At 49.6% G+C, this 26559-nt stretch carries 29 protein-coding genes; 14 read left to right on the forward strand and 15 right to left on the reverse strand.

Annotated features, from left to right (window positions below):
• Nucleotides 1–443: 443 nt before the first annotated feature.
• Both A8707_RS07485 and A8707_RS07490 read left to right on the forward strand, forming a co-directional pair.
• Nucleotides 444–1361: a hypothetical protein gene (locus tag A8707_RS07485; protein ID WP_068816189.1), complete on the forward strand. Its 918-nt coding sequence runs from the start codon at nucleotides 444–446 to the stop codon at nucleotides 1359–1361.
• Nucleotides 1362–1472: 111 nt separating this feature from the next.
• Nucleotides 1473–1994 (forward strand): hypothetical protein, encoded by a 522-nt coding sequence (locus tag A8707_RS07490; RefSeq protein WP_156518419.1) that lies wholly within the window; start codon nucleotides 1473–1475, stop codon nucleotides 1992–1994.
• Between the two features lie 300 nt (nucleotides 1995–2294).
• Here A8707_RS07490 and A8707_RS07495 read toward each other — a convergent pair whose 3' ends face one another.
• A complete protein-coding gene (locus A8707_RS07495) occupies nucleotides 2295–2552 on the reverse strand; it encodes a hypothetical protein (RefSeq protein ID WP_068816191.1) in 258 nt (85 codons plus the stop codon).
• Nucleotides 2553–3461: 909 nt separating this feature from the next.
• Between A8707_RS07495 and A8707_RS27470 the strand changes: the two genes are divergently transcribed.
• Both A8707_RS27470 and A8707_RS07505 read left to right on the forward strand, forming a co-directional pair.
• Nucleotides 3462–4088: a hypothetical protein gene (locus A8707_RS27470; RefSeq protein WP_082906270.1), complete on the forward strand. Its 627-nt coding sequence runs from the start codon at nucleotides 3462–3464 to the stop codon at nucleotides 4086–4088.
• 161 nt (nucleotides 4089–4249) lie between these two features.
• Nucleotides 4250–4711, forward strand: a complete 462-nt coding sequence (locus A8707_RS07505; RefSeq protein WP_068816192.1) for a hypothetical protein — start codon at nucleotides 4250–4252, stop codon at nucleotides 4709–4711.
• A gap of 47 nt (nucleotides 4712–4758) precedes the next feature.
• Here the strand turns inward: A8707_RS07505 and A8707_RS07510 are convergent, their stop codons facing one another.
• Nucleotides 4759–6012, reverse strand: coding sequence for an alpha/beta hydrolase (locus A8707_RS07510; protein ID WP_068816193.1), 1254 nt, complete (start codon nucleotides 6010–6012; stop codon nucleotides 4759–4761).
• 28 nt (nucleotides 6013–6040) lie between these two features.
• On the opposite strand from A8707_RS07510, the gene A8707_RS07515 reads away from it, so the two are divergent.
• Nucleotides 6041–6394, forward strand: coding sequence for a hypothetical protein (locus tag A8707_RS07515; protein WP_068816194.1), 354 nt, complete (start codon nucleotides 6041–6043; stop codon nucleotides 6392–6394).
• Here the strand turns inward: A8707_RS07515 and A8707_RS07520 are convergent.
• A complete protein-coding gene (locus A8707_RS07520; protein ID WP_068816195.1) occupies nucleotides 6359–8380 on the reverse strand; it encodes an amylo-alpha-1,6-glucosidase in 2022 nt (673 codons plus the stop codon). The two genes, A8707_RS07515 and A8707_RS07520, sit on opposite strands and share 36 nt — an antisense overlap.
• Before the next feature lie 147 nt (nucleotides 8381–8527).
• Here A8707_RS07520 and A8707_RS07525 point away from each other — a divergent pair, with 147 nt between their 5' ends.
• The 3 genes from A8707_RS07525 (at nucleotide 8528) to A8707_RS07535 (ending at nucleotide 10739) form a co-directional block, all read left to right on the forward strand.
• Nucleotides 8528–9133 carry a peroxiredoxin gene (locus A8707_RS07525; RefSeq protein WP_068816196.1) on the forward strand — a complete coding sequence of 202 codons (606 nt, stop codon included), beginning with the start codon at nucleotides 8528–8530 and terminating at the stop codon, nucleotides 9131–9133.
• A gap of 74 nt (nucleotides 9134–9207) precedes the next feature.
• Nucleotides 9208–9750 carry a peroxiredoxin family protein gene (locus tag A8707_RS07530; protein ID WP_068816197.1) on the forward strand — a complete coding sequence of 181 codons (543 nt, stop codon included), beginning with the start codon at nucleotides 9208–9210 and terminating at the stop codon, nucleotides 9748–9750.
• Nucleotides 9751–10001: 251 nt separating this feature from the next.
• Complete coding sequence (locus A8707_RS07535; RefSeq protein WP_231947973.1) at nucleotides 10002–10739, forward strand: anti-sigma factor; 738 nt, start codon at nucleotides 10002–10004, stop codon at nucleotides 10737–10739.
• 4 nt (nucleotides 10740–10743) lie between these two features.
• On the opposite strand, the gene A8707_RS07540 is transcribed toward A8707_RS07535, so the two are convergent.
• The 12 genes from A8707_RS07540 to queG all read right to left on the reverse strand — a co-directional run bounded on the left by A8707_RS07540 (nucleotide 10744) and on the right by queG (nucleotide 21310).
• Nucleotides 10744–11517, reverse strand: coding sequence for an anti-sigma factor (locus A8707_RS07540; RefSeq protein ID WP_068816199.1), 774 nt, complete (start codon nucleotides 11515–11517; stop codon nucleotides 10744–10746).
• Between the two features lie 27 nt (nucleotides 11518–11544).
• Complete coding sequence (locus tag A8707_RS07545; protein ID WP_068816200.1) at nucleotides 11545–12120, reverse strand: sigma-70 family RNA polymerase sigma factor; 576 nt, start codon at nucleotides 12118–12120, stop codon at nucleotides 11545–11547.
• Between the two features lie 148 nt (nucleotides 12121–12268).
• Complete coding sequence (locus A8707_RS07550; protein ID WP_068816201.1) at nucleotides 12269–12871, reverse strand: Uma2 family endonuclease; 603 nt, start codon at nucleotides 12869–12871, stop codon at nucleotides 12269–12271.
• A 242-nt stretch (nucleotides 12872–13113) separates the two neighbouring features.
• Entirely contained in the window at nucleotides 13114–13248 is a 135-nt protein-coding gene (locus A8707_RS30155) for a hypothetical protein (protein WP_269452685.1), read from the reverse strand.
• Nucleotides 13249–13274: 26 nt separating this feature from the next.
• Nucleotides 13275–13727, reverse strand: a complete 453-nt coding sequence (locus A8707_RS07555; protein WP_068816202.1) for a hypothetical protein — start codon at nucleotides 13725–13727, stop codon at nucleotides 13275–13277.
• Between the two features lie 8 nt (nucleotides 13728–13735).
• On the reverse strand, nucleotides 13736–14377 hold the full coding sequence (locus A8707_RS07560; RefSeq protein ID WP_068816203.1) for a hypothetical protein: 642 nt from the start codon (nucleotides 14375–14377) through the stop codon (nucleotides 13736–13738).
• Between the two features lie 83 nt (nucleotides 14378–14460).
• Nucleotides 14461–15960, reverse strand: coding sequence for a nickel/cobalt transporter (locus A8707_RS07565; RefSeq protein WP_068816204.1), 1500 nt, complete (start codon nucleotides 15958–15960; stop codon nucleotides 14461–14463).
• Between the two features lie 13 nt (nucleotides 15961–15973).
• Nucleotides 15974–16318, reverse strand: coding sequence for a hypothetical protein (locus tag A8707_RS07570; protein ID WP_068816205.1), 345 nt, complete (start codon nucleotides 16316–16318; stop codon nucleotides 15974–15976).
• Nucleotides 16315–17661, reverse strand: a complete 1347-nt coding sequence (locus tag A8707_RS07575) for a tetratricopeptide repeat protein (RefSeq protein ID WP_068816206.1) — start codon at nucleotides 17659–17661, stop codon at nucleotides 16315–16317. Before A8707_RS07575 ends, A8707_RS07570 begins: the two co-directional genes overlap by 4 nt.
• A gap of 158 nt (nucleotides 17662–17819) precedes the next feature.
• The gene (locus A8707_RS07580) at nucleotides 17820–19076 is read right to left on the reverse strand and encodes a DUF4331 domain-containing protein (RefSeq protein ID WP_082906271.1); all 1257 of its coding nucleotides are present in this window, start codon (nucleotides 19074–19076) and stop codon (nucleotides 17820–17822) included.
• Nucleotides 19077–19291: 215 nt separating this feature from the next.
• Nucleotides 19292–20293: a DnaJ C-terminal domain-containing protein gene (locus A8707_RS07585; RefSeq protein WP_068816207.1), complete on the reverse strand. Its 1002-nt coding sequence runs from the start codon at nucleotides 20291–20293 to the stop codon at nucleotides 19292–19294.
• Between the two features lie 69 nt (nucleotides 20294–20362).
• Nucleotides 20363–21310 (reverse strand): tRNA epoxyqueuosine(34) reductase QueG, encoded by a 948-nt coding sequence (gene queG / locus A8707_RS07590; RefSeq protein ID WP_068816208.1) that lies wholly within the window; start codon nucleotides 21308–21310, stop codon nucleotides 20363–20365.
• A gap of 646 nt (nucleotides 21311–21956) precedes the next feature.
• Between queG and A8707_RS07600 the strand changes: the two genes are divergently transcribed.
• From A8707_RS07600 to A8707_RS30590, 6 genes are all read left to right on the forward strand, one after another.
• Nucleotides 21957–22388, forward strand: coding sequence for a ketosteroid isomerase family protein (locus A8707_RS07600; RefSeq protein WP_156518420.1), 432 nt, complete (start codon nucleotides 21957–21959; stop codon nucleotides 22386–22388).
• Nucleotides 22389–22469: 81 nt separating this feature from the next.
• The gene (locus A8707_RS07605) at nucleotides 22470–22928 is read left to right on the forward strand and encodes an Rrf2 family transcriptional regulator (protein ID WP_331711688.1); all 459 of its coding nucleotides are present in this window, start codon (nucleotides 22470–22472) and stop codon (nucleotides 22926–22928) included.
• Nucleotides 22918–23907, forward strand: a complete 990-nt coding sequence (cbiB, locus tag A8707_RS07610) for an adenosylcobinamide-phosphate synthase CbiB (protein ID WP_231947974.1) — start codon at nucleotides 22918–22920, stop codon at nucleotides 23905–23907. Before A8707_RS07605 ends, cbiB begins: the two co-directional genes overlap by 11 nt.
• 19 nt (nucleotides 23908–23926) lie before the next feature.
• On the forward strand, nucleotides 23927–25666 hold the full coding sequence (gene ggt, locus A8707_RS07615) for a gamma-glutamyltransferase (RefSeq protein ID WP_068816211.1): 1740 nt from the start codon (nucleotides 23927–23929) through the stop codon (nucleotides 25664–25666).
• Nucleotides 25667–25849: 183 nt separating this feature from the next.
• Nucleotides 25850–26119 carry a DUF3611 family protein gene (locus A8707_RS30160; RefSeq protein WP_197484678.1) on the forward strand — a complete coding sequence of 90 codons (270 nt, stop codon included), beginning with the start codon at nucleotides 25850–25852 and terminating at the stop codon, nucleotides 26117–26119.
• Nucleotides 26116–26358: a DUF3611 family protein gene (locus tag A8707_RS30590; RefSeq protein ID WP_414858394.1), complete on the forward strand. Its 243-nt coding sequence runs from the start codon at nucleotides 26116–26118 to the stop codon at nucleotides 26356–26358. Before A8707_RS30160 ends, A8707_RS30590 begins: the two co-directional genes overlap by 4 nt.
• Nucleotides 26359–26559: the final 201 nt, after the last annotated feature.

Below are 26559 nucleotides of genomic sequence, written 5' to 3' on the forward strand. Positions count from 1 at the left end.
ATCCAGTCTCCTAAACGGGATAGTGACTCTCGTCACTTCACCAATTCCTTAACCGTGACTCTCCAGAACCAGGCTCAGATTCGGGCGCGCTCGCACCAGTGATAAATCGGTCTTAACTGTCAGAGCATTAGCTTCACATTAGGGCAAGATGAGGACGGGGGATTGAGTGTTTCTTACTTTCTTAACCCACCCTTCTGCGTGGGACAATTGCTCAGATCTTGCACCCGTCTATTCGCTGCGGTTCTGTCCCGCCCGTGAATGGAATTTCGGGCGGGACAGAACCGCAGCGAATAGACGGGTGCAAGATCTCAGCTAAAACTTTCCCCAGGGGCGAGGGGACATGAATTCTGGCTCCCTTCTCCCTAAGGAGAAGGGTTGGGGATGAGGGTGCAGGGTTAAACGTCTCATCGATTTTGAGTTAACAACGTGGCTGGTGATTCAACATGAGCAGTGAAAAACAGGTAAAAGAGAACATTCTTCGGGATCTCAAGCGGTTTGAGCGGGGGGATTTGGTGGAGAGCGCGATCGCACTTTTCCGGACATTGGGCTATGGGACGGATAAGCGAGTCAGCTTAGATCAGCCAACGGCAGCGAGCTTTTTGAATAGCTTTAATGGCGATGGCGTTCTCAAGCCAGAAAAAGCGCGGGTCGATGAGTGGCAATCTGTCGATCTGCTGTTTCAACTCACGAAGGATAAGATTGTTGAAAGTGATCAGCTTGGCATTCAATTTAATGATGTGAAGGTTGATAACACGATCATTGAGTCTTATTTGTTTTTTGGGATTCGGTTAAGAGGTGAATCGTATTCTCGATCGAAGCTAGCGGATATCACTCGTGAAGCCAATAAGCTGTTTCAGATGCCTGTGATGCTGGTGTTTCAGCATGGGAAAACGGTGACGCTTTCGGTGATTAATCGGCGGTTGAGTCGGCGAGATAGCTCGATCGACGTGTTAGAAAAAGTGACGCTGGTTAAAGATATTGCCGTTGCAAATCCGCATCGTGCCCATGTCGAGATTTTGGCGGATCTGTCGCTAGAGCAGCTTTATAAGACTCATAAGGTGAGCAACTTTGTGGAGCTGCATCGATCGTGGCAAAAAACCCTCGATAGCTCGGAACTCAATAAGCGCTTTTTTAAGGAAGTGTCGAACTGGTATTTTTGGGCGACGCAGCAGGTGATGTTTCCAGATGGGGCGGATAAAAATCAGGCGGTGCGAAATGCGACGAGTGTGATTCGATTGATTACGCGGCTGATTTTTGTGTGGTTTCTCAAAGAAAAAGGGATGGTGTCGGATCGGTTGTTCGATCGGGCGCAACTGTCTCAACTGATTGGTCTAGAGAATGTTGAGTCGAGCACCTATTAGGCGATTTTGCAAAATCTGTTTTTTGCAACGCTGAATCAAGAGATGAACACGGACGCGAAACCGAAAAATCGTAAGTTTCGACATCAGGGAAAGACACGAGGCCAACACTATATGGTACACAACGTTTATCGCTATCGAGAGTTGTTTAAACAACCCGATGCAGCGCTGGCGTTATTTGAAACGATGCCCTTTTTAAATGGGGGATTGTTTGAATGTTTGGATCGGACTGACAAAGAAAATCCGAAGCAACCTAGCCGAATTGATGGGTTTAGAGATCGCGCCGATAATCCGCTATCTGTCCCTAATTTTCTGTTCTTTTGTGACGAGCAGAAAGTCGATCTCAATCCGATTTATGGCACTAAAAATAAGCACTATGACATGCGGGGATTGATTGATATCTTTAATAGCTATAAGTTTACGATCGCTGAAAACACGCCGATCGAGGAAGAAATCGCGCTTGACCCGGAAATGTTGGGCAAGGTGTGTGAGAATTTGTTGGCAGCATATAATCCTGAGACTGAGGCGACGGCACGAAAGCAAACGGGATCGTTTTATACGCCGCGTGAAGTGGTCGATTATATGGTCGATGAGTCGCTGATTGTCTATTTGGTGAGGAAGATGCCCTCACCCTAGCCCTCTCCCCAAGCCTACCGTGTACACACAAACCCGCGTAGACTGGGTTTCAGGTCTTTCAGCCCCCCTAAATCCCCCAAGATTAGGGGACTTTGAACCCGGAATTTTAGCTTGAAGTCCCCCAGATTGGGGGATTTAGGGGTAGAAGATCTCAGCAATGACCGATCAAGCAACTTGTATGTACACAGTAGCCTCAGGAAGAGGGAACAAGAGGTTCTAGCTCCCTTCTCCTTGGGGAGAAGGGTTGGCGAGGGCTTGCCCCACTTCGTGAGGAGGGCTGTCCAGCTTTACGCAGGAGGTCTACAGTTGAATGGTGGTTTTGTCGTGCAATTCCTCCACTTGAATGAGTGAACCATTGCCCAGGACAATATTGACAATCTGATATCCCGGCAACACTCGGATAATTTGATATTCAGTCGTTACATCACTCGTGCCATCCCACTTGAGAAATGCCAGTTGATTAGACGCAATCTCACTTAGCTGGGAAACAAAGTCTTCAATAGCATCGCTAATGTTGGGCACAATGCCCGATGACAGGAAGATATAACGCTCTTGCAAATCTAACGTGACACTAACTCAATAACGCCGTTCTGTTGAGCATCGCAACTCAACGGTGAACGAAATCGAGTTACGCACGATCGTCCTAACTCCCATAGTTTTTGTCCTCTCTAATTAGTTAAAGAGGACAAAAACATTGAGTTCTTAGATATTCCCTGTGGGTAAAAACTGTATGCAGGATCTTGATTCCAGCCTTTCAAGATCCCATAGCAAAGCCGAGGGTGTACAATCATGAACGCCTCCTGAGTTAATGGTACTAACTAGGGATGGAAGTCCTCGGAGTCTGATTGTCCAGATCAGATTTCCGGGGCACGACATCCATCACTGCGATGTATTCTACAGGAGTTTTTTGGTTTTTGGAATCCTAGAAGATTTAATGTTTATCTCAAGGGTTGCGATCGTGGGAGAGCAGGAGTCCGATCGACAAAGCGCAATGGCTTGTTCATTTTAAGAGGTAGAGAAGCAGAGTTTTTCCAGTTCTAGAAAGGAAAAGTCCGAAAGTCGTTCGGTATAACTGCCGAAATAGAGGAGTTATTCTGTGAAGATTCGGTATAGAACCTCAAAAAACAGGAATTATGCTGTGTGCAAACCGCATAGTTCTCCTGTGAAGGGTGTTATGCCGATTGGCAGGAGTCCAAACGGCAGAAATAATTGTTATGCCGCTGGGCGATCGATAGGGAAGCAACTTGAAGATTGCTTATAGTTAAGAAATTAGTACCAATGGTAAAAGTAGTTTCCTATAACGTGGAATGACCCAAGGCAATCAACCAATCTGAAGGCAAATCATAGATGCGTCGTTTTCATGGAAGTACAATTCTCCTTCTGCTACGGAATGGTCTTGCAAACGACTGGACAAGCTTATGTATTCAGTGTGGACTAGAGCCTAGTGAATATCACACTGGACACGGGATGCTCAGGCGAACTCTTGACGGGCTTCATGAAGCTGGTCTTATTGAGTTTACGACCGAAGAAGGAGATCGTTGGGATCTCGCAATTAATGGTGAGATTAAAGTCTCAAAACAGTGGGAGGACATTCAAAACGCTCTTGGAATCAGCTTGTCAGAAGTATCTAAGTTGGATGCCGATAAGTCCATGATTGTGAAGCCATATTTTGGACTACCGGACAAGTCTATTAGCAGTGCTGATGTATTCGTTTTAATGCCGTTCAAACCAGAAATGAAGCCTCTATATGATGATCACATTGTAAAAGTGGCGGCTGATTTAAATTTGAGTGTTGCCCGTGGAGATGACTTCTTTACTGCTCATTCGGTAATGTTAGATGTTTGGAGTGCTATTTATTCAGCAAAAGTGATAATTGCAGATTGTACAGGTCGCAATCCAAACGTCTTCTATGAAATTGGTCTTGGACATGTGTTAGGTAAACCCGTCATCCTCATTACGCAAAATAATGAGGATGTGCCGTTTGATGTAAGACATATGCGTTATATCCAATATTCATATACTCCACGAGGAATGCTAGAGTTTGAAAAACGTCTTGCTGAGACTATCAAAACTGTTTTGCAGCTTGAACAGTAAAGCTGAAATGTCTCCTAGATAGTACAAAATTGACTAAAATGACGCAGCATAACAACGCTGTTGCAGCGGACTTTCAAGAATTTGCGATGTGAATGAAAAGGTTTTTGGCAGCCGCTGAACAGCAACGTTGGGATGACAGGCTAGTGAGTCCATAATCCTAAATGAATGAATCAGAATCGGCGATCGCTAGGCAACCTGTTATGGAGCGGACTGGGAATCGGATTGCTCCTCATACCCATCATTTTGTACGGAATTCCTCTTTTTTGCGTCCGGTTCGCGCTTCTGAAACTCGATCGCTGTTTCAAGGCATTGACTATCGGCGAGAAGTGCGATCTCTACCTCGTCCGATCGTGATTCATATTGTGACGATCGACTTAACCGCACCCGGAGTTCGCGCCTTTGTGACTCCTGGATCAGCAGCCTTCGACGGTACCGAAACTAACGCCCAAATCACGTCTAAGTTTCTGAGCGAATTCAATTTGAAGCTGGCGATCAATGCGAATTTTTTCTATCGCTTTCGTGAAGAAACGCCCTGGGATTATTTTCCTCACGTTGGCAATTTTCACGCCATCAGGCACCAAGCTTTTGAATTCTCCCATTCAAAACAAGATTCCGATGAATGAGCGCCCGATCGCCCATCATTTAGGATTTTACGCCAGGGGAAAATGACTTATCTCAACGCCCATTCCAAAAATCGCTCAGTGTAATAGAGCGCTAACTGATTGCTCACGCCATTAAACACCGCATCAAACGCGTGATCTGCCCAGGGAATCTCTAGAAAAACAGCGCGGCTGCCCACAGACTGCAAGCGCTCGGATAAAGCTTCTCCAAATTTTGCTTGAACGATGTGATCGCGACCTCCATAAATCAGCAGCGTCGGCGGCAGAGGACGGGTCACATATTGATAGGGAGAAGCCTGTCGATATAAGTCTGGCAACTCGTCAGGAGTGCCACCTAGGAAAGCTTTGAGGGTTGCACGAGAATCGATCGGGTCAGGGTTGGGCGGATTGCGATAGCCCAGCGTCAACTCAACCGGACCATAATAATCAACGACCGCTTTAATGGGAGGCGCATCAGATTGAAACGCTGCCAGCATCGCTAAATGAGCACCCGACGATCGCCCCATCACCGCAATCCGATCGCGGTCAATATTATAGTCATCCACATGATCTAACACAAATGCAAACGCTGTGTTGATATCTTCTAACTGAGCAGGAAACTTAAATTGAGGAGCGTGACGATAATCGATCGCGACCACTACATATCCATGTGCCGCCATATAGCGACTAAACGATTCATTGCTGTCAGGAGTACCACGTTGCCATGCACCGCCATAAATCATGACGATCGTCGGATATTTCCCCGGTTGCAGCGGTTGATAGAGATTGAGCGTTAACGGAACGCCACCGGGATTCGAAAATTGAATGTTTGACGTGGAGCGAACATCACTAGCAGGAATGCCACGAAACGCATCCAACAACACAAAAGGAGAAGGACGATTATTGACTCGTCTCTCTTGAGAAATTTGCTCTAGATAATCGTTACCCAACGCTGACTGCATCGCCACAGAGAATCGCTGATTAGTAGACGAAACCTGCATGAGAGGCAGCAGACTTAATATCAATGCAACAACGCTGCCAACTAGAAATATACGAGAGAACAATCCTTGATGGAATCTCAGAAGCAGGAGAATCGCGATCGCGTTCACACCCACCAACCAAGGACTGATTTCTGGCGCACCAACTCCTAACGGCAGCAGGAATAAAGTTGGAGCGGGAATGACGATCCACAGTGAGAGAAAAAGTCCGATGAGACTGAATGCTGGCGGAACAACACTCAACAGGAGAATGGCAACGATCGAGCCAAGTTTTCGGTTTCCTCGAAATCTTGGCTGATGATGAGATGCCTGGTTTTCCTGAGCCATGTTTGAGCCTTCGACCTAAACTCCTGCTATGTTAGCAGCGCTGCTTACGATCGAGCAGTCAAGCCTGACAGGAATGGAAGCGATCGAGATCCTCTCAGATCAGAGATTAATGTTCCACCGCTATCGCTTCCCTCTCAAACACGTTGCTCTTAAAGGCTTGAGGTGCTTTGAGAATGAAGGCACACAAGAAGCAAACAACGACTGCCGACACGCTCAAACGTTCAAAGAACGATCGATTCCCTTCTACAGTTTGAGAATGGCTCTATTTTTTGTTGCCTACAGATTTAGGGCTGGCGGTCCTCTTACACGTAAGCGTTCTAAAATTCTCAATGAGCAAATTGAGCGTCTAGAGAAACTCTGGAGCCAAAGCCCTCAACACTGAAGCGTCATTTTCAAACAACCGCACGAGTTCAGCGATCGTCACACCATGCGCGACTGCCCCTCTCGGCACATGAGGAAAATCCCCATCAAATAATTCTGAGGCGGCATCTAAGCAGCCCTGTTGTTCAATGTGAGTCAGCAACATCTGCCCATCAAACGGCAGCGGCAAATCTCCACAAAACTGATGCCAGCTTCGCAAAAATGCCCCCAGCAACCAACTCCAGACTGTGCCTTGATGACAGGCAAATTCGCGATCCCAAACCCCGCCGCTATAAGTGCCGATATAAGCCGGATCGGAGGGATCAAGCGATCGCAGCCCATAGGGGGTTAATAAGCGATCGCGGGCAACCTGCAACACTTGTCGCGCCCGCTCATCTGAGAATGCACAGTGACGCAGCGACAGTGCTAACACTGCATTGGGGCGAATGGTCGAATCGCGTTGATCGTCCGGTTCGATCGTGTCTAATAAATAACCGCTATCTGCATTCCAAAATCGCTGTAGAGAGTGCTTAACCTGCTGTGCTTGATCGACATAACGACGCGCCTGATTTGCCAACGTCGCATTCGTGGGGTCGGTCTGTCTCAAGATGTCTGCCCACTGACTTGCCCAACAGAGAGCCGAATACCAAAGGGCATTGACCTCGATCGGTTTACCTCGACGTGGAGTCACCGGGTCTCCTTTGACCCTCGCATCCATCCAGGTGAGCGCCGCCATCGGGTCATCCCACGTCACCAATCCATCAGAGGCATCAATGCGAACGTTGTAGAGCGTTCCTGCCGTAAATGCTTTATAGATTTGCTTGACGATCGCATATTGCTGCGTGAGAAACTCCCAGTCTTGACTGGCTTCGAGATAGTGTCCTAGCATCTCAATCCACCACAGAGAAGTATCGATGCTGTTGTAAATCGGTTTCCCATCAGGTTCGGCAAACCCGTTCGGGATCAATCCTTGATAGCAATAGTGCCCCAGCATCGACAGCAGACTTCGTGCCAGCGAGAAGCGTTGAGGAACCAGCATCAATCCGGGTAACGCCATCAGCGTGTAGCGTCCCACGTCACGAAACCAGGGATATGCGGCGATCACCGTGGGAGTGGCAGTTGTCGTGCGGAAGGCAATGAAGCGATCGCTCGCTCTCAATAACGTTCTTTGAATGGGATAGGTTGCAGAATCTAAAAGCGGCTGGAGTCGGTCTCGCTCGGCTTGCAGGGCACGATCGAAGGTTTTGTCATCCAAAATCGGCACGTCGGTCGCGGCTCCGACTCTGGCTTCTAGCGTGATGGATTCTCCCGATCGCAGCGACACCGTGAGATAACCGGGACTGTAAAGATCTTCATTATCGCCCAAGCCTCGACGCGTCTCTTCAGGATAGTGAAAGCTCATATACCACAAGCTATCGGGCTGATAATGAGCATGACTCCAGTGCAGTTGCCAGAGAGTGCCGGGTTGCCCCATACGGAACGACTGCAACTCTAAATAATCGGCTCCTAACTGCTGCGAAAAGGTTAAATTGGGAGATCGATGCTGAGGATGATGAAAACTACGATCGCCCACCAACGGACGCAATTTTAGAACCGCCGATCCCTCTCCCACATAGGTATAGCGAATTAAAACCCGATGAGAAAACTGGGGGATTTGATCGCCTGTTAGCCCATAAGGCAGGATAATTTCGCGAGTCAACTGCCATGAATCTTGCTGCCAAACCCAAGTTGGCGTAGGGTCAAGCGAGAACGATCGCAGAAGCCGATATCCCATCGGTGACACTGAGCCGCCCAGCCAAAAATGAGTGCTCAAGGGAATATCTTGTCCGGCAATTTCGAGGGTGGCATCTAAGTGCGAGAGAAGGAGAGTGCAGCGATCGGGCGGGTCAAGCGCTGCAAACAGCCACCCGTGATAAGTGCGCGATCGTGCATCGCAGACAGTGCCGCTCGCAAAGCTGCCCAACCCATTGGTCAGCAGCCATTCTCGCGTGTCTAAACTATCGCTCATGCCCCCACGTCCCTTTAGTCAAAATCGTTATGACTATGATATAGTCGTTACAGTTCGTAAATGATTTTAGTGGGTCTTTTGACAAAGCGCTTGAGATCTACACCATCAGTTCGAGACAGTAGATAGACTGCTAAGGAGATTTTTTTCATGACCCAAACCAACGAAGAATGTTTACGGGTCGGTCAATCCGCTCCCGAATTTAAAGCAACGGCTGTTGTTGATCAAGAATTCAAAGACATCAAACTATCTGACTATCGCGGTCAGTATGTCGTTCTATTTTTCTACCCTCTTGACTTTACCTTCGTCTGTCCGACTGAGATCACGGCATTTAGCGATCGTCACGAAGACTTTAAGAAAATCGGCACCGAAATTCTAGGCGTGTCAATCGATAGCGCATTTTCCCACCTCGCTTGGATTCAGAGCGATCGCAAGTCGGGTGGAGTTGGCGACCTCAGCTATCCGCTTGTGTCTGACCTCAAACGAGAAATCAGCATTGCTTACAACGTCCTTGACCCCAATGAAGGCGTTGCGCTGCGTGGTCTTTTTATCATTGATAAAGACGGCGTGATTCAACACTCCACGATCAACAATTTGTCGTTTGGTCGCAGCGTTGATGAAACCCTTCGCACTCTGCAAGCCATTCAATACGTGCAGTCTCACCCTGATGAAGTCTGCCCCGCAGGTTGGCAGCCCGGTGACAAAACAATGAACCCTGACTCTGTGAAGTCAAAAGAGTTTTTTGCTGCACTGTAGTTAATCGTTAAGATTAAATAGTGGATGGGGGTCGCTGACTGTCATCCACTATTTTTTTATAAAGAATTTGACTTATGCTGACTTCCACTGATTTTAGCGGCTTACTCAACCAGCGTTTCTTCAATAACTTCTTTCCAGTTCCCGCTACCAATCGTTTAGCGTTGGGTTCTGTGACCCCTGGGTTTGAATTATTGGATGTGACTCACGATCGCACCGTCAAACTCTCTGATTATCAAAACGATCGCCCAGTGATTCTTGCCTTCACTCGCATCTTCACTGAAAAGCAATACTGTCCCTTTTGCTTTCCTCACATCAAAGCATTAAACGAACAGTATCAGCAGTTTGTCGATCGCGGTGCAGAAGTGTTGATGATCACCAGCACTGATGCTCAACAAAGCAAAAAAGTGGTGCAAGATTTAGAGCTAAAAATGCCCTTGTTGAGCGATTCTGGCTGTCAGGTGTTTCGGGCTTATCAAACGGGTCAAGCATTGGGCGCGCCGTTGCCTGCTCAATTTTTGCTCGATCGTCAGGGTATTCTGCGCTACAAACACTTGTTTTCTTTTCTCAATCACAATGCCAGTATGGAGACTTTGCTGTCAGCTTGTGAATTGCTCTAAACGTCTTTCTAAGCATTTCTATAAGATTGACACATCCGATCGGCAGTTAGATACGTATCAAGAGCAGAGATGTTTAAGAGCACAAGATGGGAATTCTAAAAATCCTTTCTCTAAAGAGGAAGATTGATTCACATCACAATAATATCAAAGTGAGGTTTGAATAATTAGTTAAATTCGCTAGAGTTCACTTTCTCAAGCCCGATCTGCCCCATGTCAGACTATCTGAAATCATCACACTTATGACTTGGGCGATGTCTTCAGAACACTTACAGCTATTAATTGCGGGATATGTCTTGGGCGACCTTGATGCGGATGAGGCAGCAGAATTTGAGCGGCTTTTGAGTGAGCACCCAGCGATCGCAGACGAGGTGACCCAGATGCAAAAAGCGCTAGAACTGTCTTTTGATCTGCCCGACGTAGACCTTCCCGCACATCTCCGTTCAGCCGTTCTGGGTGCTCAATCAATGCCGATCGTCGCCCTGCCAAGCCCTACCTCTGGCAGAAAGCCGTTTCCCTGGAGCAGAGCGCTCAATGTTGCGGCGGCTGTCTTCATTGGCGTGTTGGGAGTCAATAATTATCGGCTGCGACAAACGCTGCAAGCGTCACAGACTGAAACTCAGCGATTAGCTGCCCTCACCTTTTCTTTGAAGGGCACCCAAGCAGCAACTGCGGCTTCTGCAACCGTCGCTGTCAACCCCAACACTTTAGAAGCCGTCTTGACGGTCAAGAACCTGCCGCCACTTCCACCCGGAAAAGTCTATGTTTTGTGGACGCTGCCAAAGCAGGATGCTCCATTTACGACTGACCTCAAGGGAGCCATCTTGACGGAAGTATTCAACGTCGATGCTCAAGGAAATGTGGCTCAACCGATCGTCGTGCCTAAAGTGTATCGGTCTGAAGCGTTGGTTTCAAAAGTCGCGGTCACGGTAGAAGATGCGGCATCGCCACAGAAACACCAGGGAAAACCCGTCAAGATCACGAATTTGTAACGACTCACAAGACACTTTTCATCACCAAATCACCTGCCGGAACTAATGGAGCCGTCGCTGACTCAGCCGTAATCAGCATTTGAGAAACAGCCCCATTGCACACTGCGTCTGAGTTTGACAACTGACTCGTGGTTCCGTTAGTGCGGCTATTAAACTGCCCACAAAAGGATGGCTTTGTGGCACCTTTTGGCATTGCCCAAAGGCGGTAGGTTTGACCTGACGGTAAGTTAGGCAAGTTTTGCGTTAAAACCGTCAGCGTTTTTTGGGTTGGGTTGATGACTAAACTGCCAGAAGCGTTTGTCGCCTTCTCGGTGCCTCGTAGCGTGTAGAGAATGGTGTCAGGCTGCTGTAAAGCTGCGATCACAGATTGAGTCTCTTGAGTGGTTTGACGCAGACGATAGTTGTCAACGAATAGCGCGATCAATGCCAGAGTGGCGATCGCTCCCCCAACCTGAAGCCATTTAGGATTGCGGCGGCGTGGGGAAGAGCGATCGAGCCGCTGTGACTCAGCCTGTCTGGGTCGTAAATCTCTAACAAGTTCAGTTGCGACTGGTTGGCTCAACCGCTGAAATAAGCGATCTTTGAGATCGGTTGCCATTGGCACAGGTTCGGCGCTGTAAGAAATGGCTCCCACCGTTGCCTGAATGTCTGCTAACTCAGTCGCTAAATCTGAAGATGCAGCCGCCTGTTGCTCAATCCATGTCTGATCTTGTTCGTCTAAGAGATCAAGAGCATAGAGGGGAGCCAGTTCACAAAAGCAGCGATCTTCGTTGTTCATCTCATCTCATGTGTGAATAACTTCATCCTAGCTTGGCTCCCAGGTGCCAAGGGCGATTCGCAGCTTACTCAAACCCAGACGGATGCGCGTTTTAACGGTGCCTAGCGAGAGTCCGAGTTGAGCCGCAATCTCTAATTGAGTCAGCCCTTTATAGTACGCCAACTCGATCGCCTGACGTTGTTCTTCGGGCAACTGAGCGATCGCGGTCAAAACGTGAGCGCGGCGTTCTGAGAGCAGCACATCTTCAATGGGATCATCGCTCAGTTGATGGGGTTGACTCTTGGCAGCATCGGCAGAGGCAAGGGCAATTTTTGTTGCTCGCTGGAGACGACGTAACCGATCTAACGTGCGGCTGCGGACGATCATAAAGAGCCAGGTGTCTATCCGGCTTCTGGTGAGGTCATAGTTGGCAGCCGTGCGCCAAACTTGAGAAAACACATCTAATACGACTTCTTCGCTTTCTTGGGCAGAACCAAGACTCTTGAAAGCAACTGCATACAGAATTCGAGCATAGCGATCGTACAGGGCTGCGAGGGCAGCTTGGTCTTGCTGGGCAATTCGCTTCAGTAGGGAGGCTTCATTAAAAGCTGACTCGATCTTCATTCAGCAGAGGTTACATCGTGACCCACAACCTACTCTGAATAAGAGATTGCAGGATGAACTTCCAACAGCCCGATCAAGGATATGAAGGATTATCCAGGATGGTACTCTGACCTGTCAGCTTCTAGCATCTAGCGTAAGAGCGAGTGCATCACCAAATCTTTGCCATTTGCAGTACAAATCTCGGCAGTTCTGGATCACCACTCACTGTTTCAGGCTGCTCTAAAATTTCGGGTGTGCGATCGCGGCGATAACTGTGAACCGTGCGATTTTTGCGGTCAATCAGAAACCCTAAGACAGCGCCATTCTCGATATATTCCTGCATCTTGGCTTGCAAACCGATTAACGTATCGCTGGAAGACCGCAACTCAACCACAAAATCAGGACAAATCGGCGCAAATGAAGCTTTTTGTTGATCGGTTAAACGATTCCATCGCTCTAGCTTGATCCAGCAGGCATCGGGCGATCGCGTTGCCCCGTTCGGCAGCGTAAACCCTGCACTAGAGTCAAACACTTCGCCAGTCCCATCTTGTTCAGCCCAATTAGCAACCTGTTGACTAATTTTCATGTTGCGATTGCCCGTATCTGAGAACGCAGGCGGCATAATGATTACTTCTCCAATTGCAGTCCGTTCAATTCGCAAGTCTCGATTGGCTTGGCAAAATTCATAAAACTGCTCATCGGTCATCTGCACCAGTGCCGGAAAGCTAACGGTTAGGGGAATCTGATCTGACTGAATCAGCAACGTCGTCATCGGTTCCTGCTCCTGGCTAAATCAAGTGCTTTTACAGTTTAGTAGGCGATGTGCAACTTCTCTCAAATGCTTGAGAATACAGCCCTCACCCTAGCCCTCTCCCCAAGGAGAGGGAACTAGAAAGAATCTGAAAGCCCTTCTCCCTAGGGAGAAGTGTTGGGATGAGGGTAAATTAGTTGCACATCACCTTTTAGTCGTAATGCCTACAATTAGGTTACGACTAAACTATTAATCAGACTGACCTAACCGATGTATATAGTTTCGGCAGTTGCGTTAAGGTTGAGCCAGAACAATGTTTCAGCGTGTGACAGGCTGATTTCAAAGTAGCCCACAATGCAGAGAACGGTAATTAAGAAAATGATGCTAAATCGCTTCATGGTTTCCTCAAAAATAGCTTTTGTTTTCATTGCCAATTCTGAAAACGAACACTGAGTCCGCCAGGTTCTTGATCTCGCAGTTCAGCTTTGTCAAACAGTCCGCTTGCGAGAACTGACTGCCCCGGCTTTAGAGTTTCGTTCATGAAAATAGGGACGATCGCGATCGGAACGTCAGCGCGATTAATTTGCAACTGAATCATTTCTATCTGAATGGGGCGACTGCTGCGATTGGTAATCGTGGCTTTAACCTTAGACGATAGAAATTCTTGATCGGGAACGTCTAGGCTGAGGTTAGTGACCACGATCGGAGACAGTTCAGCCATGTTTTCAAGGTTGCATAAGGCGGTTAGATCGACCGTCTCGTGGGTCGTAACCATGTAGCAAAGTGCGTCTTGGGCAGACGTAGAGCGCGGCGAGGAAACTGCGTTAGGGGCGACCAGCAGCACGATCGCGGTAGATGCAAGGATTTTTTTAAACATGACTGACTCTATTTGGATTCTGAAACGGCTACTGGCAGCAGTCTTAGTTTACGTTTGCGAATTTGACCTCCAGCAACCATCAACCCAAAGACGATCATGCCTGCGGCGGTTGACGGTTCGGGTATCGGGGTTGCAGTTTTGAGGGTGATGTTGCCAGCACCCGCGATCGTGTTGGTAAATTTTCCGTAGCTGATGTTGATGGGGTTATCCGCATTGTCATAGCCAGCCGTCACTAGAAAATAGGGTGTGTTGTTCATCAGAGACAACCCGCTAAACCCAGAATTTCCTACGTCTGGAAAGGAGTCTTTGCCAGAGATTAAATTTGTGATGGGAGACAGAGGATCGAAGAAGTTTCGATACAAAAACTGGACTCCATCAAACGCTTGAGTGCCCGTAACATCATACGATCCAGCGGTGTCTACTGAGAAAGCCTGACTGAAATAAGAGACCGCCGTGCCCACATCAGATAGCGAGTTGGATGGGTCTTCAATTCCTTCAAACCCTTGCGCTTTGGGTCTGTGAAACGTCGGAGCATTCGTCGTGTCTCCTGAGTAGGACAGAGTGCCTGCTGTGGCAGGTAGAGCGACTGAGAACGAGAGCGCAAATCCGGTGGCGGCAAGGCAGAGTGATGTTTGAGTGAACTGAGGCATGGTGATTTTTAAGGTAAGGTTTGCTGGAAAAACAAATCAGACTTCCGAGGTGAATGAACGCTTTATTGAGATGTGAGGCAGGTTTATAACGCGCGATCGAGGAGTGCTTTTGTCGTGATGCCTAAGCCAATCAGCGTCACAAATAAGGCACTCATTGCTGGAAACAATCTGCTTCTAGAGGCTTGAATCGGCAACCGCTCAAACCAATCTTTGGCATAGACCAGCGTTAACCCAATTGCGGTGAGCACCCCTGCTAACCCCAAGCTAAACGCAGACACTAACGCGAGTCCGAACCCGATTCGACCCAGCGCGATCGCACTCAGCAACACCACCAATGCTGAAGGGCAGGGCAACAATCCGCCTGAGATTCCCAACGCTAAGATGCTCGACCAGGTAATGGAACCATCAGCACCGGGCGGCAAGTGAGAATGCCCGTGATCGTGATTGCGATCGTGATTGCGATCGTGATTGCGATCGTGATCGTGATCGTGATGATGATGTCCTTGTCCCGATATCGATGTTTGGAAGATTTGAGAACTGCGCGAGCGCTGAATCAATAAGTTCAATCCGATGCCCGTCACTAACACGCCAGACATCACGTTTAGCCAGGGAAACACCGCTTCGGTCAACACAAACTGAGACGTGCCGAGCATCAGCAGACCCAGCGCAAAAATGCCGATCGTGTGAGTCAGCGTTACGGTCAGCCCCAGAACAAGCGCATGATGAACTTTGCTACGAGAACCGACTAAATAAGCACCGACGATCGCTTTGCCATGACCGGGAGACAGCGCGTGAAATCCGCCCCAAACAAATGCGATCGCCAACGCAACCAGAGTCGCAGACAGGCTATGGTCTTCTAGTGTGATCAATCGGGTGAAAGCATCATTGGTTCTGCCGATTAGTGCCTGACTCGGTTGATTAGCAGATTTAGACAATGGCGCAACGGATGGATCAGACAACAGAGACGGATTGAGCGTAAAGGAAACTTGACGCTGATTGAGAGGGCTACTCAGCAAATCGGTAGGGTAGTCTGTCAAGCGTTTTGTAATGCTAGTAGACGTGGAAGTATTACCCTGAATAGGAACGCCAGCAGACACCGTAATCTCACGCCATCCCAAACGCTGGGGATAATAGGTGTCTTCAAATTCAACCAACTGATTTGTGATGGGTGACGCGATCGCTCCCTCAAGTCTACAAGTCAGCCGCAGCGTGTCTAACCCGCCGACTCCGGGCGGAAATTCAACACTTGAGCGAGTCAGGGAGAGTGCTAGAGGCGTTTGGTTGAGCCGCAGATTTAAGTGAGACTTGACCTCGCGGCACTTATCAGCAGGATAATTCTTCGTCTCGATCGCGTCGGCTTTGTGATTGCGATCGAGATCAAGCTGTCGAATCTCCTGAAACGCCGGAATCTCCGCCATATCTAAAACATAGTCAATTCCAACGTGGTCACGCTCTATATGCAGCCCTGTATAGTGATTGATGGTGAAGTTACCAAGCGGATGAGCATCAGCAAGTGGCACCCAAGATAGAAAAACTAACGCGATCGCAGCGATCGAAGTCAAGCAATTTAGCAAAGTTCTCATAACAGGTTGCAGATTAGTTGAGAAGACTGGAGTGAACGCACTTTGTGTTGTTGAGCAATGATTCAAACGTTGGTGACAACATTTTGAAGCCTTTGACCTTGCTCAGTTCTGCCTCGATTAAGCCTCCATGTCGTTCGTTTGCCTCTAACGTCATAAAGACATATCGCTCGATCTGATTTTCGGCAACGCAATCCACCACAGTCACACCCGGAGCACTGTGAATGAGGTAGGTGAGATTTGTGCCCGATACGGCGAGGTCAAACTCTAACTGCCACAGATCTTCGATCGTCTGAATTTCTGCCACGATCGTCGCCACGTCAGCAGGGCGATTAAATCCATAAAAACGTCGTTGCATCATGACTCCACTTTGGTAGGGGACAGGTCGGCTAAAACTTGACGCGCTTCAGCCGCATATTTGTGATGAAACTGAGGATTGAGACGCAGCGCCTCACTGAGTTGCTGAATCGCAGTCTCGCGATCGCCGCTGTGCAGCGCAATCATGCCGCGATGAAATCGCAAGAGCGGATCTTCGGTGCCATAGCGAGTCGCTTGCCGAGTGGCTCGTTGGGCGGTCTGCCATTGCCCATTGGCGGCAGCTGCCCACGCTAAAGTGTCTTCGGCATAAATATCGTCGCGAATGGCAACTTCTCGTTGAGCGATCTCCAGCGCTTCGGGTAAATGAACCCCGTGCTCACTGTAGTAAACAGCCAGGGCACGATCGTAGATACCTTTAACCTGACTCAGACGCGCCACCACTTCGATCAGATCTTGGGTTGCAGCGGCTCCCGATGAGTCTCCGAGAGCCTGTTGTGCGTCTGCTTTATATGCCAGCGTTTCGACGAGTGGCACCCACTCAATGCCCTGATTAGCGGCTTCTAGAGAAGCTTGCCAGCGATGTTGAGCGGCATAGAGTCGAGCCAGACCCGTAAACGCCGCAACATCGTGAGGAAAGAGCGTGATCGCTTCTCGATATCGCTGCTCCGATCGAGCCAAATCGCCTGCTAAAAATGACAGATCACCCGCTCTCACATGAAACCAAGCACGAGTCTCAGCGGGGTTAGTGTAGAACTCATCCATTTGCTGCATGGCTGAGTCCATCTGTTGCCGCGCTACTGATAAGTGGCTGGTTAATTCTAGATATCGAGCCAGCACTGCATTATGCCCTGAGTTATCCTCTGATTCGCTCGTCAGCGTTTGCAAGAATTGATGAGCCGATTCATAATCTCCCAACTCCATCTGAATCGAGGCTTTGAGAGATGCAAGCTGATCAGTCGCAGTCAACTTTTCAGCGTCTGTCACAACCTGCAACGCCTCCTGAAATCGATGCTGTGAAAGCAACGTTGAGGCTAACAGCATCGAAGCCCCCTCGTTATGACGCGGTTGCAGCGCTAGCGATCGTCGGGCTGCTTGTTCGGCACGAAGCAAATCTTCAACATCTGCCCGTTCTCGAAAGCGTTTGAGATAGTGATCAGCCAGCAATCGCAACAGCAGAAATGAATCAGGAGACTGACGCACCTGCTGCTCATAGTTGTGGATAATTCCATCGCGCTCTAGATAATCGGGAAACACCAAATCTGCTGAGATCTGAGTGTCCGCGATCGACTCTTTGCCAAAGCCCAATGCGAGTGTAGACGGGTGCCCTAACAGAAACACTAGGAGGCTGACTAGCACCCAAAACAGCCCCAACGATCGTCTAGTCATAAGTAGATGGACTTTAATCAAACATAAAATGCCGGGGATGCCCTCACCCCAACCCTCTCCTGCGGGAGAGGGAGCCGGAATCCGGTTCTCCTTTTCCTGCGGGAGAAGGGGTTAGGGGATGAGAGTCTTCAGTTTCATCGCGCCTACCTGCTTCGCCCTTAAAGAGGATTGCCTAAATAAGGAAACGTGGGCAGAAAATTGGCATTATTAGGACCTACGTTGTCGCTGGTCAACGCTGGAATGGCACCCTGTGTAATGCCAGTCACCGCGCTGCCAAACACAACCGATGCTGTCACATCAATCACGTCATCTTTCGGTCGTCTGCCGCCAAAGTTTTGACCTAACTGAGTGCCAAAATAGCTCCCAGTTGGTTTAGACAAGTCGGCTTGAATCACATCTGGAATTGCGACTGAGATCACCGCGTCTGCGATGCCTTTGGGTCGCCCGATCGTCGTCACAAACGAACGAATAAATTTCGATTGGTTGGGCGCATCGGCGGTCGGAGTCTGAAGATTACTCGCGTTGTGCGCTTTGAAATCCATAAATAATTCATTCAGCGCTGGGACAGCTAACCGTTCGATTTGGGCATAACTGCCCTCTCTCAATCTGGCAGTCTGATAGCTGGTGGTCATCCAAACTCCGATCTTTCCAGTTCCTAGCAGACTTCTAGGTAGCTCGACCACGATCGAGTGCACGTTAAACGGAGCCAGCGTGTCTTTGGCTTCACCCGGCGGTCTAAACGCTTTGACCGTGAGCGGCGGACCAGGATTCGGCTGAACTTGGTAGTTACGATCGGGCAAAATCTTAAAAAATTGCTCCAGATCAAAGAAGAAGGGATCTTTGCGTTCTCCCACGAAGACTTTTACTCCCTTGCTCGTAGAAAACGTCTGGTTCAACTCTCCTATGGCACTTGCGCGGATCAGTCTTGACACAGTGCCCACTTGACTAGGGCGACCCGGACCAAACACCGTAACAGATTGCTTGCGCCCTCTGACTATGCCATTCACCCGAAATTGCAGCACCAGATCTTCAACGTTGTCGCCCGTCTTATCGATCTTAAATTGATAGAGAACGGCAGGGTCAAACGGTCTCACCTCGCCGTGAGTGATCAGGGGGTCAAAGTCCATTGCTAAAACGACTTTGCTGGGATCGCTTGGACTCTCAAACACAAACAAGTCAGTCAAGTCGGCGGCGGTCAGCTTATTGGCTAAAAAAGTGGTGTCTTGGTGGTCTGAAGCCAAAGCGGGAAGGGTTGTTAAAAACGTCGCCAGTACGATCGCACAAATTCCAATCGGGCGAAGCCAACCGTTGGTCGATCGCTGAATGAAAGAAACGACCTTATTGAGGACATTCTCTAGAAGAGAGGTGCATTTGCCAGCCAGTGCGTAAGTGCTACCCCGGACGTTGATTCTCATAATGACTCTCCTTAAAACTCTTCATCCTGTATGTGAGCTTGACGCTAGTGTTAAAGCTGTCTCAAACCGACACACATAGCTATACGCACCCAAATCCAAGTCGGATCTGTCAGCAATAAAGAGATTTACGGAGAATAAAGAATTTACGGAGAATGCAATGCGCTAGCGATCTTTAGACGCGATCGCTGCATCACAATCAAACCTGACGTTGATCATTAAAGTTTGATTCCTGCGAGATGACTGCGCGGATCAGAACTGCGGTTGTCGCGGATCTTCTCATAAGATTCTCGCTCGATCTCGCTCAACTCTTTGGGAGGCACGATCGTCAGTTTGATCATCAGATCAGTTCTCTCGCCCTTGAGATTTTTCCACCCCTTGCCCCGCAGCCGCAGCGATTGACCCGATCGCACCCCAGCAGGAACGTTAACTTTCACCATGCCATCAGGAGTCGGCACGTCAATTTGAGTCCCCAAAACGGATTCATCGGGCGCGATCGACACTTCACAGACTAGATTGTTGTCTCCATCAAGCTGAAAGAATGGGTGCGCTGTGAGTTCGACAATCAGATAGAGATCGCCGCGCTGACTCGTGTAGTGAGGGCTAAATCGCCCCTTGCCGCGCATCCGAATCCGAGTTCCCGTTTTGGCACCTGCGGGAATGTTGACATCAAAGGTTTCGCCGCCAATGCCCAACCGTTTTTGTGCGCCATTAAACGCTTCTGAAAAGGTTAGCGAGATGGGCGCTTCGACATCCAGGTTGACTCCGGCGGTGGCGCGATCGTCGCCAAACCCTGAGCCGCTGGGCGACGTGCGATAGCCGCTAAACGGATCGGCAGTGCGTCCATAGCCTGTGCCTGCCCGTCCGAGGAGATCGTTGACAAACTCGTCAAAGCTGCCGTAGCGCCCAAATTCAAATTCGTCAAAGCCGGGGCTGGTGTTGGTAGAGGGCGATCGTCCGCCTCTCGGTGCCCCTGCTCGATCGGCTTGCTGCCAATATTGCCCAAACTGATCATATTTTTGGCGATTATCGGTGTCAGATAAGACTTCATAAGCTTCGTTGATTTCTTTAAATCGAGCCTCGGCTGCTTTGTCACCCGGATTCACATCGGGGTGATATTGTCTCGCCAGTTTACGAAATGCTTTCTTAATATCATCGACGCTGGCAGTCTTGGCGACTCCAAGAAGCGCGTAATAATCTTTAAAGTCGGTTGCAGCCACCCGTCTATCTCCTCTAAAACTTTGAATAATGAACTCTATATCTATGATGCCCCAGGCATTGCAGAGACGCTATTTAACCTCTAGGTTCGATCGAGCGTTTCGGCGCATCATGTTGGGTTTGATCCGTCTCAGCGCAGAAGCCGGAAAGCGCCGATCGTAGTCTTGGTCTGACATCTCGGCTAACTCGACGAGCGTCGGAGCAACGTTGTCGGGGTAAGGCTGAAAGTCGGTCACGTCGGTCTCTTGGGCAAAGCGCTGATTCCAGGGGCAGACCTCTTGGCAGATATCACAGCCAGCGACCCAGCCTTGGAGATGTGGGGTGATGGTGTCGGGGAGGGTTTCAGCGCGGTTTTCGATCGTGTGATAGGCGATGCAGCGATTGGCATCGACCACAAACGGCTGGGTGATCGCTCCGGTGGGGCAAGCGTCGAGGCAGCGGGTGCAGGTGCCGCAGTGGGAAGTGTGAGGACGATCGCCCACGAGTTCTAAATTGGTCAACACTTCGCCGAGAAACACCCAGGAGCCGTAGTCTCGCGTGATCACGTTGCTGTTTTTGGCGACCCAGCCGATGCCTGCCTGCTGTGCCCAAAATTTGTCTTGCACAGGTCCTGTATCTGCATAGCAGCGCGCCTGAATGTCGTCGCCTTGTGACTCTAGCCAGGTGGACAGTGCCTTGAGCTTCTTGTGCAGAATCCGGTGATAGTCGCGACCCCAGCCATAGCGAGAAATCTTGGCGTACTGAGCACCATTAGGTCGATCGTGCGGCGTGTAGTAGTTGAGGGCAACGCAAATCACCGATCGGACTTCGGGCATCACTAAGCGAAGATCTTGCCGTTTGGGATTTGCCATCCACGCCATGTCTGCCTGATAGTCTTGGTTTAGCCAGCTTTGCAGAGAAGTAACCGCCGCTTTTTCGTCATCTGACTCGACGGGAACGATCGCGATCCCTGCCTTGTGAAACCCAACGTCTAAGGCTTTTTGTTTAATTTGGTCTGTGATTGAAGCCCGATCGGTCATGGTTAATCGCTGCGGAGGACTATAGATTCTTAGACTTAAGACTGGCGAACCCTTAGTCTACCAACCTAGAATTCAGAGTAACTTGTGAACAACTCTCAGACACTCATGAACGACTCTCAGACACTCACGGACGACTTTGAGGAACTCACGGACGACTCCCAGATACTCACGGACGACTCCCAGACACTCACGGACGACTCTCAGACACTCACGGATGACTCTCAAACACTCACGGATGACTCTCAAACACTCACGGATGACTCTCAAACACTCACGGACGACTCTCAGATACTCGCGGACGACTCTCAGACACTCACGGACGACTCTCAGATACCCAAGGGCGTACTATTTGAGACAGAGCGAAGCCCGATCGGGTGAGACTCTAATAAATCTCCTGCACGAATACTTCGCCCTCACCCTAGCCCTCTCCCTAAGGAGAGGGAACAAGAGGTTCTAGCTCCCTTCTCCCTGGGGAAAAGGGTTGGCGAGGGCTTGCCCCACTTCGTGAGGAGGGCTGTCCAGATTCACGCGAGACTCCACCAAATCGCAAGTTCCTTACCTTTTTGAGCAACTATCTCTCTAGAGACAGGATTCATTCTGCTTTTTTGGTTTATTGTGCGATTGAACTTCAAGACGCAGAATCGCTATGCAAACTGTTAACTCTGATGCCGCAACTCCCCCGATCGAGGAAATCGCCCCGATCTTAAATATTAAAACTCCCACGATCTTGAATTATTTTGAAGCCTTTGATGCGTGTGACTATGAGGCGACGAGTCAGCAGTTTGCGCTCGACGGCACGCTACATCCACCATTTGAGTCGCCCATTGTAGGTCGAGACGCGATCGAGCACTATCTCAACGCTGAGGCGAAGGGAATCACATCTCAACCCCAGCAAGAGATGATCGGGCAAGCTTTAGAGGACGGCTGCACTGAGATTCAGGTCACGGGTCGAGTGAAAACGCCCTTGTTTGGAGTAGGCGTATCGTGGCTATTCACGCTAAACGATCAGCAAGAGATTGTCTTGTTAAAGCTAAAACTGATTGCATCTCCTCAAGAGTTGCTGAAACTGCGGAAATGAGTTCGCGTATCCCTGTTGACGACTCCTTAAGATTGGCTGCGGCAGACTAGGGGATAATGCGATACTGAGCTATCGTCACCCTTGCAGCCAATTCTCTTGAAGTTAACGACTCGCGGACACTATAGCGTCAAAGCCTTGCTCGATCTCAGCTTTCAGCCGGAGTATGGTCCTGCGGCAGTGAAAGCGATCGCGCAACGGCAAGATCTGCCAGCCCCTTATTTAGAAAAGCTGCTGATTGAGATGCGACGGGCAAATCTGGTCATTTCCGTGCGCGGCGCTCATGGTGGCTATCAGTTGGCGCGTCCGCCTGCACAAATTTCACTAGGGCAAATCTTAGAAGCGGTGGGAGAGAGCGTAGAACCGTTGCCGCGTCACACTCCCGATGATGCACAAGCCGAAGACTGGGTGACGTTTAGCTTGTGGAATCGACTTCACAAAAAGCTCAAAGAGGCGCTTTATGGCATCTCTTTAGAAGACCTCTACTACGATGCGCGAAGCTGGCAAGCCGCACAGGGGGAGGAGGCAAGCTTTGTGGTTTGATGAGTGGTCAGGAATTAGCGTGATCGCGATCGCTGCTCTCCTAGATTATCTGATCGGTGATCCGTGGGGGTGGCTGCATCCGGTGCAGGTGATGGGGTGGACGATTAGTCACTACACAAAACTGGCTTTAAAGGAATTCAATCATCCGGCATCGCTGCGGTTTGCAGGAGTGATTCTCGCAATTCTCATAATTGTAGGCAGTGGCGCGATCGGATGGATAATCATATTCATCTCGACAGCGTTACATCCAGCATTCGGGGTTACGATTTCAAGTATTTTGTTAGCGAGTTGTTTTGCGGGGCGAAGTCTACGATCGGCAGCAGAAGATGTGTTGCGACCCCTGGCAGAGGGGAATCTCGATCGGGCACGGTCTCAGCTAACGCAATATGTCGGACGCGATACCGACAACCTGACCGAATCAGAAATCTTACGCGCAGTGTTAGAGACGGTGACCGAAAATGCAACCGACGGTGTGATGGCTCCGTTGTTCTACGCGTTGCTCGGCTTATTCCTACCGTTTGTTGGAAGCGTTCCGTTAGCGCTGTCCTACAAAGCAGCTAGTACATTAGATTCAATGGTGGGATATCGCACTCCGCCCTATCGAGATATCGGCTGGTGTAGTGCTAAAACGGATGACGTTCTCACATGGCTTCCGTGCCGATTAACGGTGTTGACTTTGGCGTTGCTTTCTAGAAAGCCTCGTCACGTTTGGCGAATCTGTCAACGAGATGCCCCTAAAGATTCCAGTCCTAATTCTGGTTGGAGCGAGTGTGCGTATGCAGTAGTCTTGGGAGTGCAGGTCGGCGGAACCAATTGGTATCGCGGGGTAGAAAAGCATAAACCTCTATTAGGGGAACCCACTCAGCCGATTACTCCTGAACGAATTCGGAAGGCGTTGACGTTGACGCGGCTGGTTTTTTTGGGTTGGTTAGCGATCGCGCTTTTAGGCTCGAACGGGTTAGCAGTTTATCAGCATTAAAATAGGGAGTGACCAATTTATGAGATATGTAGACTCGTTTCGATCGATTCAAAGAATCTGTTCTTTTAGCGTGGTGGTCTCGATCGCGCTGGTTCGATCGACTTCAGCGATCGCGGCTCCGACGATTTTGCTCGATCGGGCAACTCAAGGCATGGTTGTGTCTGCCCATCCGCTGGCGACTCAAGCAGGACTATCGATGCTGCAACAGGGAGGAAACGCCGTGGATGCAGCCGTTGCCACAACCTTTGCAATCTCGGTGGTAGAGCCATTTTCGGCGGGGCTAGGTGGAGGCGGATTTTTGTTGATGTATCAGGCGAAAAGCAATGAGATAAAGGCGTTAGATTTTCGAGAACGTGCGCCACTGAATGCTACAAAAACAATGTATTTGGACAACCAGGGAAACGTGCGTCCTAATGCGAGCACGAATGGATATTTGGCAGTGGCAACACCCGGCACGATCGCGGGACTCTATGAAGTGCATCGCAAATATGGACGCTTACCCTGGAAGACTGTGATTGCTCCTGCGATTCAGTTAGCAGAAACCGGACTTCCGGTGAGTTGGCGATTTGTAAGCGCAACGAAAACGCGTCTGCCAACGCTACTCAAAAATCCTGATGCACAAAAGATTTTTACTCATAACGGAAAGACCTATCAAATAGGTGAGCGGTTAGTGCAACCAGAATTAGCTGCTACATTACGATCGGTGTCTCAAAATCCTCAAGATTTTTATACGGGGACGATTGCGACGGCAATCGCAGCCGACATGGCAGCGAATAGCGGATTGATTACACAAAAAGATTTGCAGCAATATCGTCCGACTTGGCGCGATCCAGTATGCGGTGATTTTCGGAAAGCGCGAGTTTGCTCAATGCCGCCGCCTTCGTCAGGAGGAGTGCACCTGCTGCAAATTCTCAACATAATTGGCGACACAGATTTGAAGACGTTAGGGTGGCACAGTCCCGATGCGCTGCATTTGTTAATCGAGTCGATGCGAATTGCTTACGCCGATCGTGCCACCTATCTCGGCGACCCTGATTTTATCAAAGTCCCAGTCAAGGCACTGATCAGTCCGGTCTATGCTCAAAAACGACGACAGGAAATCAACCCTCAAAAAGCGACTCCCTCAAGTCAAGTGAAGGCAGTTGACCCCGCAGTGCTGCAACGTCTCACCAAAGAATCGGTTGAAACGAGTCATCTCACGGTGGTCGATCGCGATCGCAATGCCGTCAGCCTAACTTTCACAGTGAATCTCGGTTTTGGTGCAGGAGTCGTCGCTAAGGGAACGGGCATCGTCTTAAACAACGAGATGGACGACTTTGCGATCGCGCCCAACACTCCCAACGCGTTCGGACTTGTAGGCGGCACTGCCAACGCGATCGCACCCAACAAAATTCCGCTATCGAGCATGACCCCGACAATCATCACCGAAAACGGTCGGCTGCGATTAGCCGTAGGTTCACCGGGCGGCAGCACAATCATTACAACGGTGTTGCAAATTGTCTTAAACGTGTTGGTCTACGAGATGGATGTTCGCAAAGCAGTTGCGGCTCCACGTGTGCATCATCAATGGCTTCCCGATCGCCTCAACGTCGAATCGTGGGGATTGGACACACTGACGATCGCCGATCTAAAACGCCGAGGACATCAGATCGAAGAACGCCCAAGTTGGGGAAATGCTAACGCGATCGTAGTGATGCCCGATGGTTCTTTAGAAGGGGCAGCAGATCCGAGAGGTGAGGGAGCCGCATCGGGGTTTTAAGATTCAGCGATCGCGCTCTCTTAAGTAAAGTTGACCCACCCCAATCAATCACGCTAGGCTACTGCAAACCTGTGTCTAGACCCACAGTGCTCATAATGCAACTTCAGTCAGAAATTCATACCCACGATTCTCACAAACTCCAGCGAATCGCGATCGCGTTGCGCGAGGTTTTGGTTAGAGCTTGTGTTAAACGCCGCTTCAGGGCTAGTGTTGGTGCTTGCAATCTCTGGACGAAGCTTTACCCAGTCGGCAGTGACCCCTCTTCCGGGTGGAGGCATTGCTCAAGGGGTGACTCCGGGATTGAGCGTTGGCATCTTTTGGGTAACCTGCGGGTTAGCGGTGCTGTTGTTTGATCTCTGTTTGGCATTCCGATATACGCAATTTGCGAGACGGCTCCGAAACCCAAATTCTGCGGTGCACCCCAAAAAGGCAGATGTGATGCAGGTCTTATAGTTGGGCGCGATCGTGGGTTTGGTAGGGTTGGGAGTCACGATTTTGGGCGGAGGAGCCCCACTAGGGGTCTTGCTGTCGAAGTCGATTACTTAGCCTCAAGGGGTTGCTATCTACGATCCGAGTCGGATTTTCGATCGGTCGATGTCTTGGTCGCAATGGCAAATATGAACGGGATTGCAGGACATTTCGTGGCGACCGTTGCAGCATTAGGGTTAACTAGCTGGCTCGATCGGGCATAGTGGTCGATTGGTCCTAAGCAGCAAAACAAGCTAAGTATTACTACGGCTGGAAAATTCTTTGAGCTTTTTGCTTATGTAGGGTCAACTCTTCACAGTCCGGCTGTGTAGCTCTTAAAGAGTTCATATTCCAATCCAAAATACGAGTAATTGTACTGAAATAAGACCGATAAGAAGTGTCTAAGCTATAGCTATGACTTCAAT

Source organism: Phormidesmis priestleyi BC1401, from assembly GCF_001650195.1.
GTDB lineage: Bacteria > Cyanobacteriota > Cyanobacteriia > Leptolyngbyales > Leptolyngbyaceae > Phormidesmis_A > Phormidesmis_A priestleyi_B.

Excerpts from the sequence above, each read along its gene's own strand:
- A8707_RS07485 (WP_068816189.1), top strand. The coding sequence starts at position 444 with ATGAGCAGTGAAAAACAGGTAAAAGAGAACATTCTTCGGGATCTCAAG.
- A8707_RS07490 (WP_156518419.1), top strand. The coding sequence starts at position 1,473 with ATGGTACACAACGTTTATCGCTATCGAGAGTTGTTTAAACAACCCGAT.
- A8707_RS27470 (WP_082906270.1), top strand. The coding sequence starts at position 3,462 with ATGCTCAGGCGAACTCTTGACGGGCTTCATGAAGCTGGTCTTATTGAG.
- A8707_RS07505 (WP_068816192.1), top strand. The coding sequence starts at position 4,250 with ATGAATGAATCAGAATCGGCGATCGCTAGGCAACCTGTTATGGAGCGG.
- A8707_RS07510 (WP_068816193.1), bottom strand. The coding sequence starts at position 6,012 with ATGGCTCAGGAAAACCAGGCATCTCATCATCAGCCAAGATTTCGAGGA.
- A8707_RS07515 (WP_068816194.1), top strand. The coding sequence starts at position 6,041 with ATGTTAGCAGCGCTGCTTACGATCGAGCAGTCAAGCCTGACAGGAATG.
- A8707_RS07520 (WP_068816195.1), bottom strand. The coding sequence starts at position 8,380 with ATGAGCGATAGTTTAGACACGCGAGAATGGCTGCTGACCAATGGGTTG.
- A8707_RS07525 (WP_068816196.1), top strand. The coding sequence starts at position 8,528 with ATGACCCAAACCAACGAAGAATGTTTACGGGTCGGTCAATCCGCTCCC.
- A8707_RS07530 (WP_068816197.1), top strand. The coding sequence starts at position 9,208 with ATGCTGACTTCCACTGATTTTAGCGGCTTACTCAACCAGCGTTTCTTC.
- A8707_RS07535 (WP_231947973.1), top strand. The coding sequence starts at position 10,002 with ATGTCTTCAGAACACTTACAGCTATTAATTGCGGGATATGTCTTGGGC.
- A8707_RS07540 (WP_068816199.1), bottom strand. The coding sequence starts at position 11,517 with ATGAACAACGAAGATCGCTGCTTTTGTGAACTGGCTCCCCTCTATGCT.
- A8707_RS07545 (WP_068816200.1), bottom strand. The coding sequence starts at position 12,120 with ATGAAGATCGAGTCAGCTTTTAATGAAGCCTCCCTACTGAAGCGAATT.
- A8707_RS07550 (WP_068816201.1), bottom strand. The coding sequence starts at position 12,871 with ATGACGACGTTGCTGATTCAGTCAGATCAGATTCCCCTAACCGTTAGC.
- A8707_RS30155 (WP_269452685.1), bottom strand. The coding sequence starts at position 13,248 with ATGAAGCGATTTAGCATCATTTTCTTAATTACCGTTCTCTGCATTGTG.
- A8707_RS07555 (WP_068816202.1), bottom strand. The coding sequence starts at position 13,727 with ATGTTTAAAAAAATCCTTGCATCTACCGCGATCGTGCTGCTGGTCGCC.
- A8707_RS07560 (WP_068816203.1), bottom strand. The coding sequence starts at position 14,377 with ATGCCTCAGTTCACTCAAACATCACTCTGCCTTGCCGCCACCGGATTT.
- A8707_RS07565 (WP_068816204.1), bottom strand. The coding sequence starts at position 15,960 with ATGAGAACTTTGCTAAATTGCTTGACTTCGATCGCTGCGATCGCGTTA.
- A8707_RS07570 (WP_068816205.1), bottom strand. The coding sequence starts at position 16,318 with ATGATGCAACGACGTTTTTATGGATTTAATCGCCCTGCTGACGTGGCG.
- A8707_RS07575 (WP_068816206.1), bottom strand. The coding sequence starts at position 17,661 with ATGACTAGACGATCGTTGGGGCTGTTTTGGGTGCTAGTCAGCCTCCTA.
- A8707_RS07580 (WP_082906271.1), bottom strand. The coding sequence starts at position 19,076 with ATGAGAATCAACGTCCGGGGTAGCACTTACGCACTGGCTGGCAAATGC.
- queG (WP_068816208.1), bottom strand. The coding sequence starts at position 21,310 with ATGACCGATCGGGCTTCAATCACAGACCAAATTAAACAAAAAGCCTTA.
- A8707_RS07600 (WP_156518420.1), top strand. The coding sequence starts at position 21,957 with ATGCAAACTGTTAACTCTGATGCCGCAACTCCCCCGATCGAGGAAATC.
- ggt (WP_068816211.1), top strand. The coding sequence starts at position 23,927 with ATGAGATATGTAGACTCGTTTCGATCGATTCAAAGAATCTGTTCTTTT.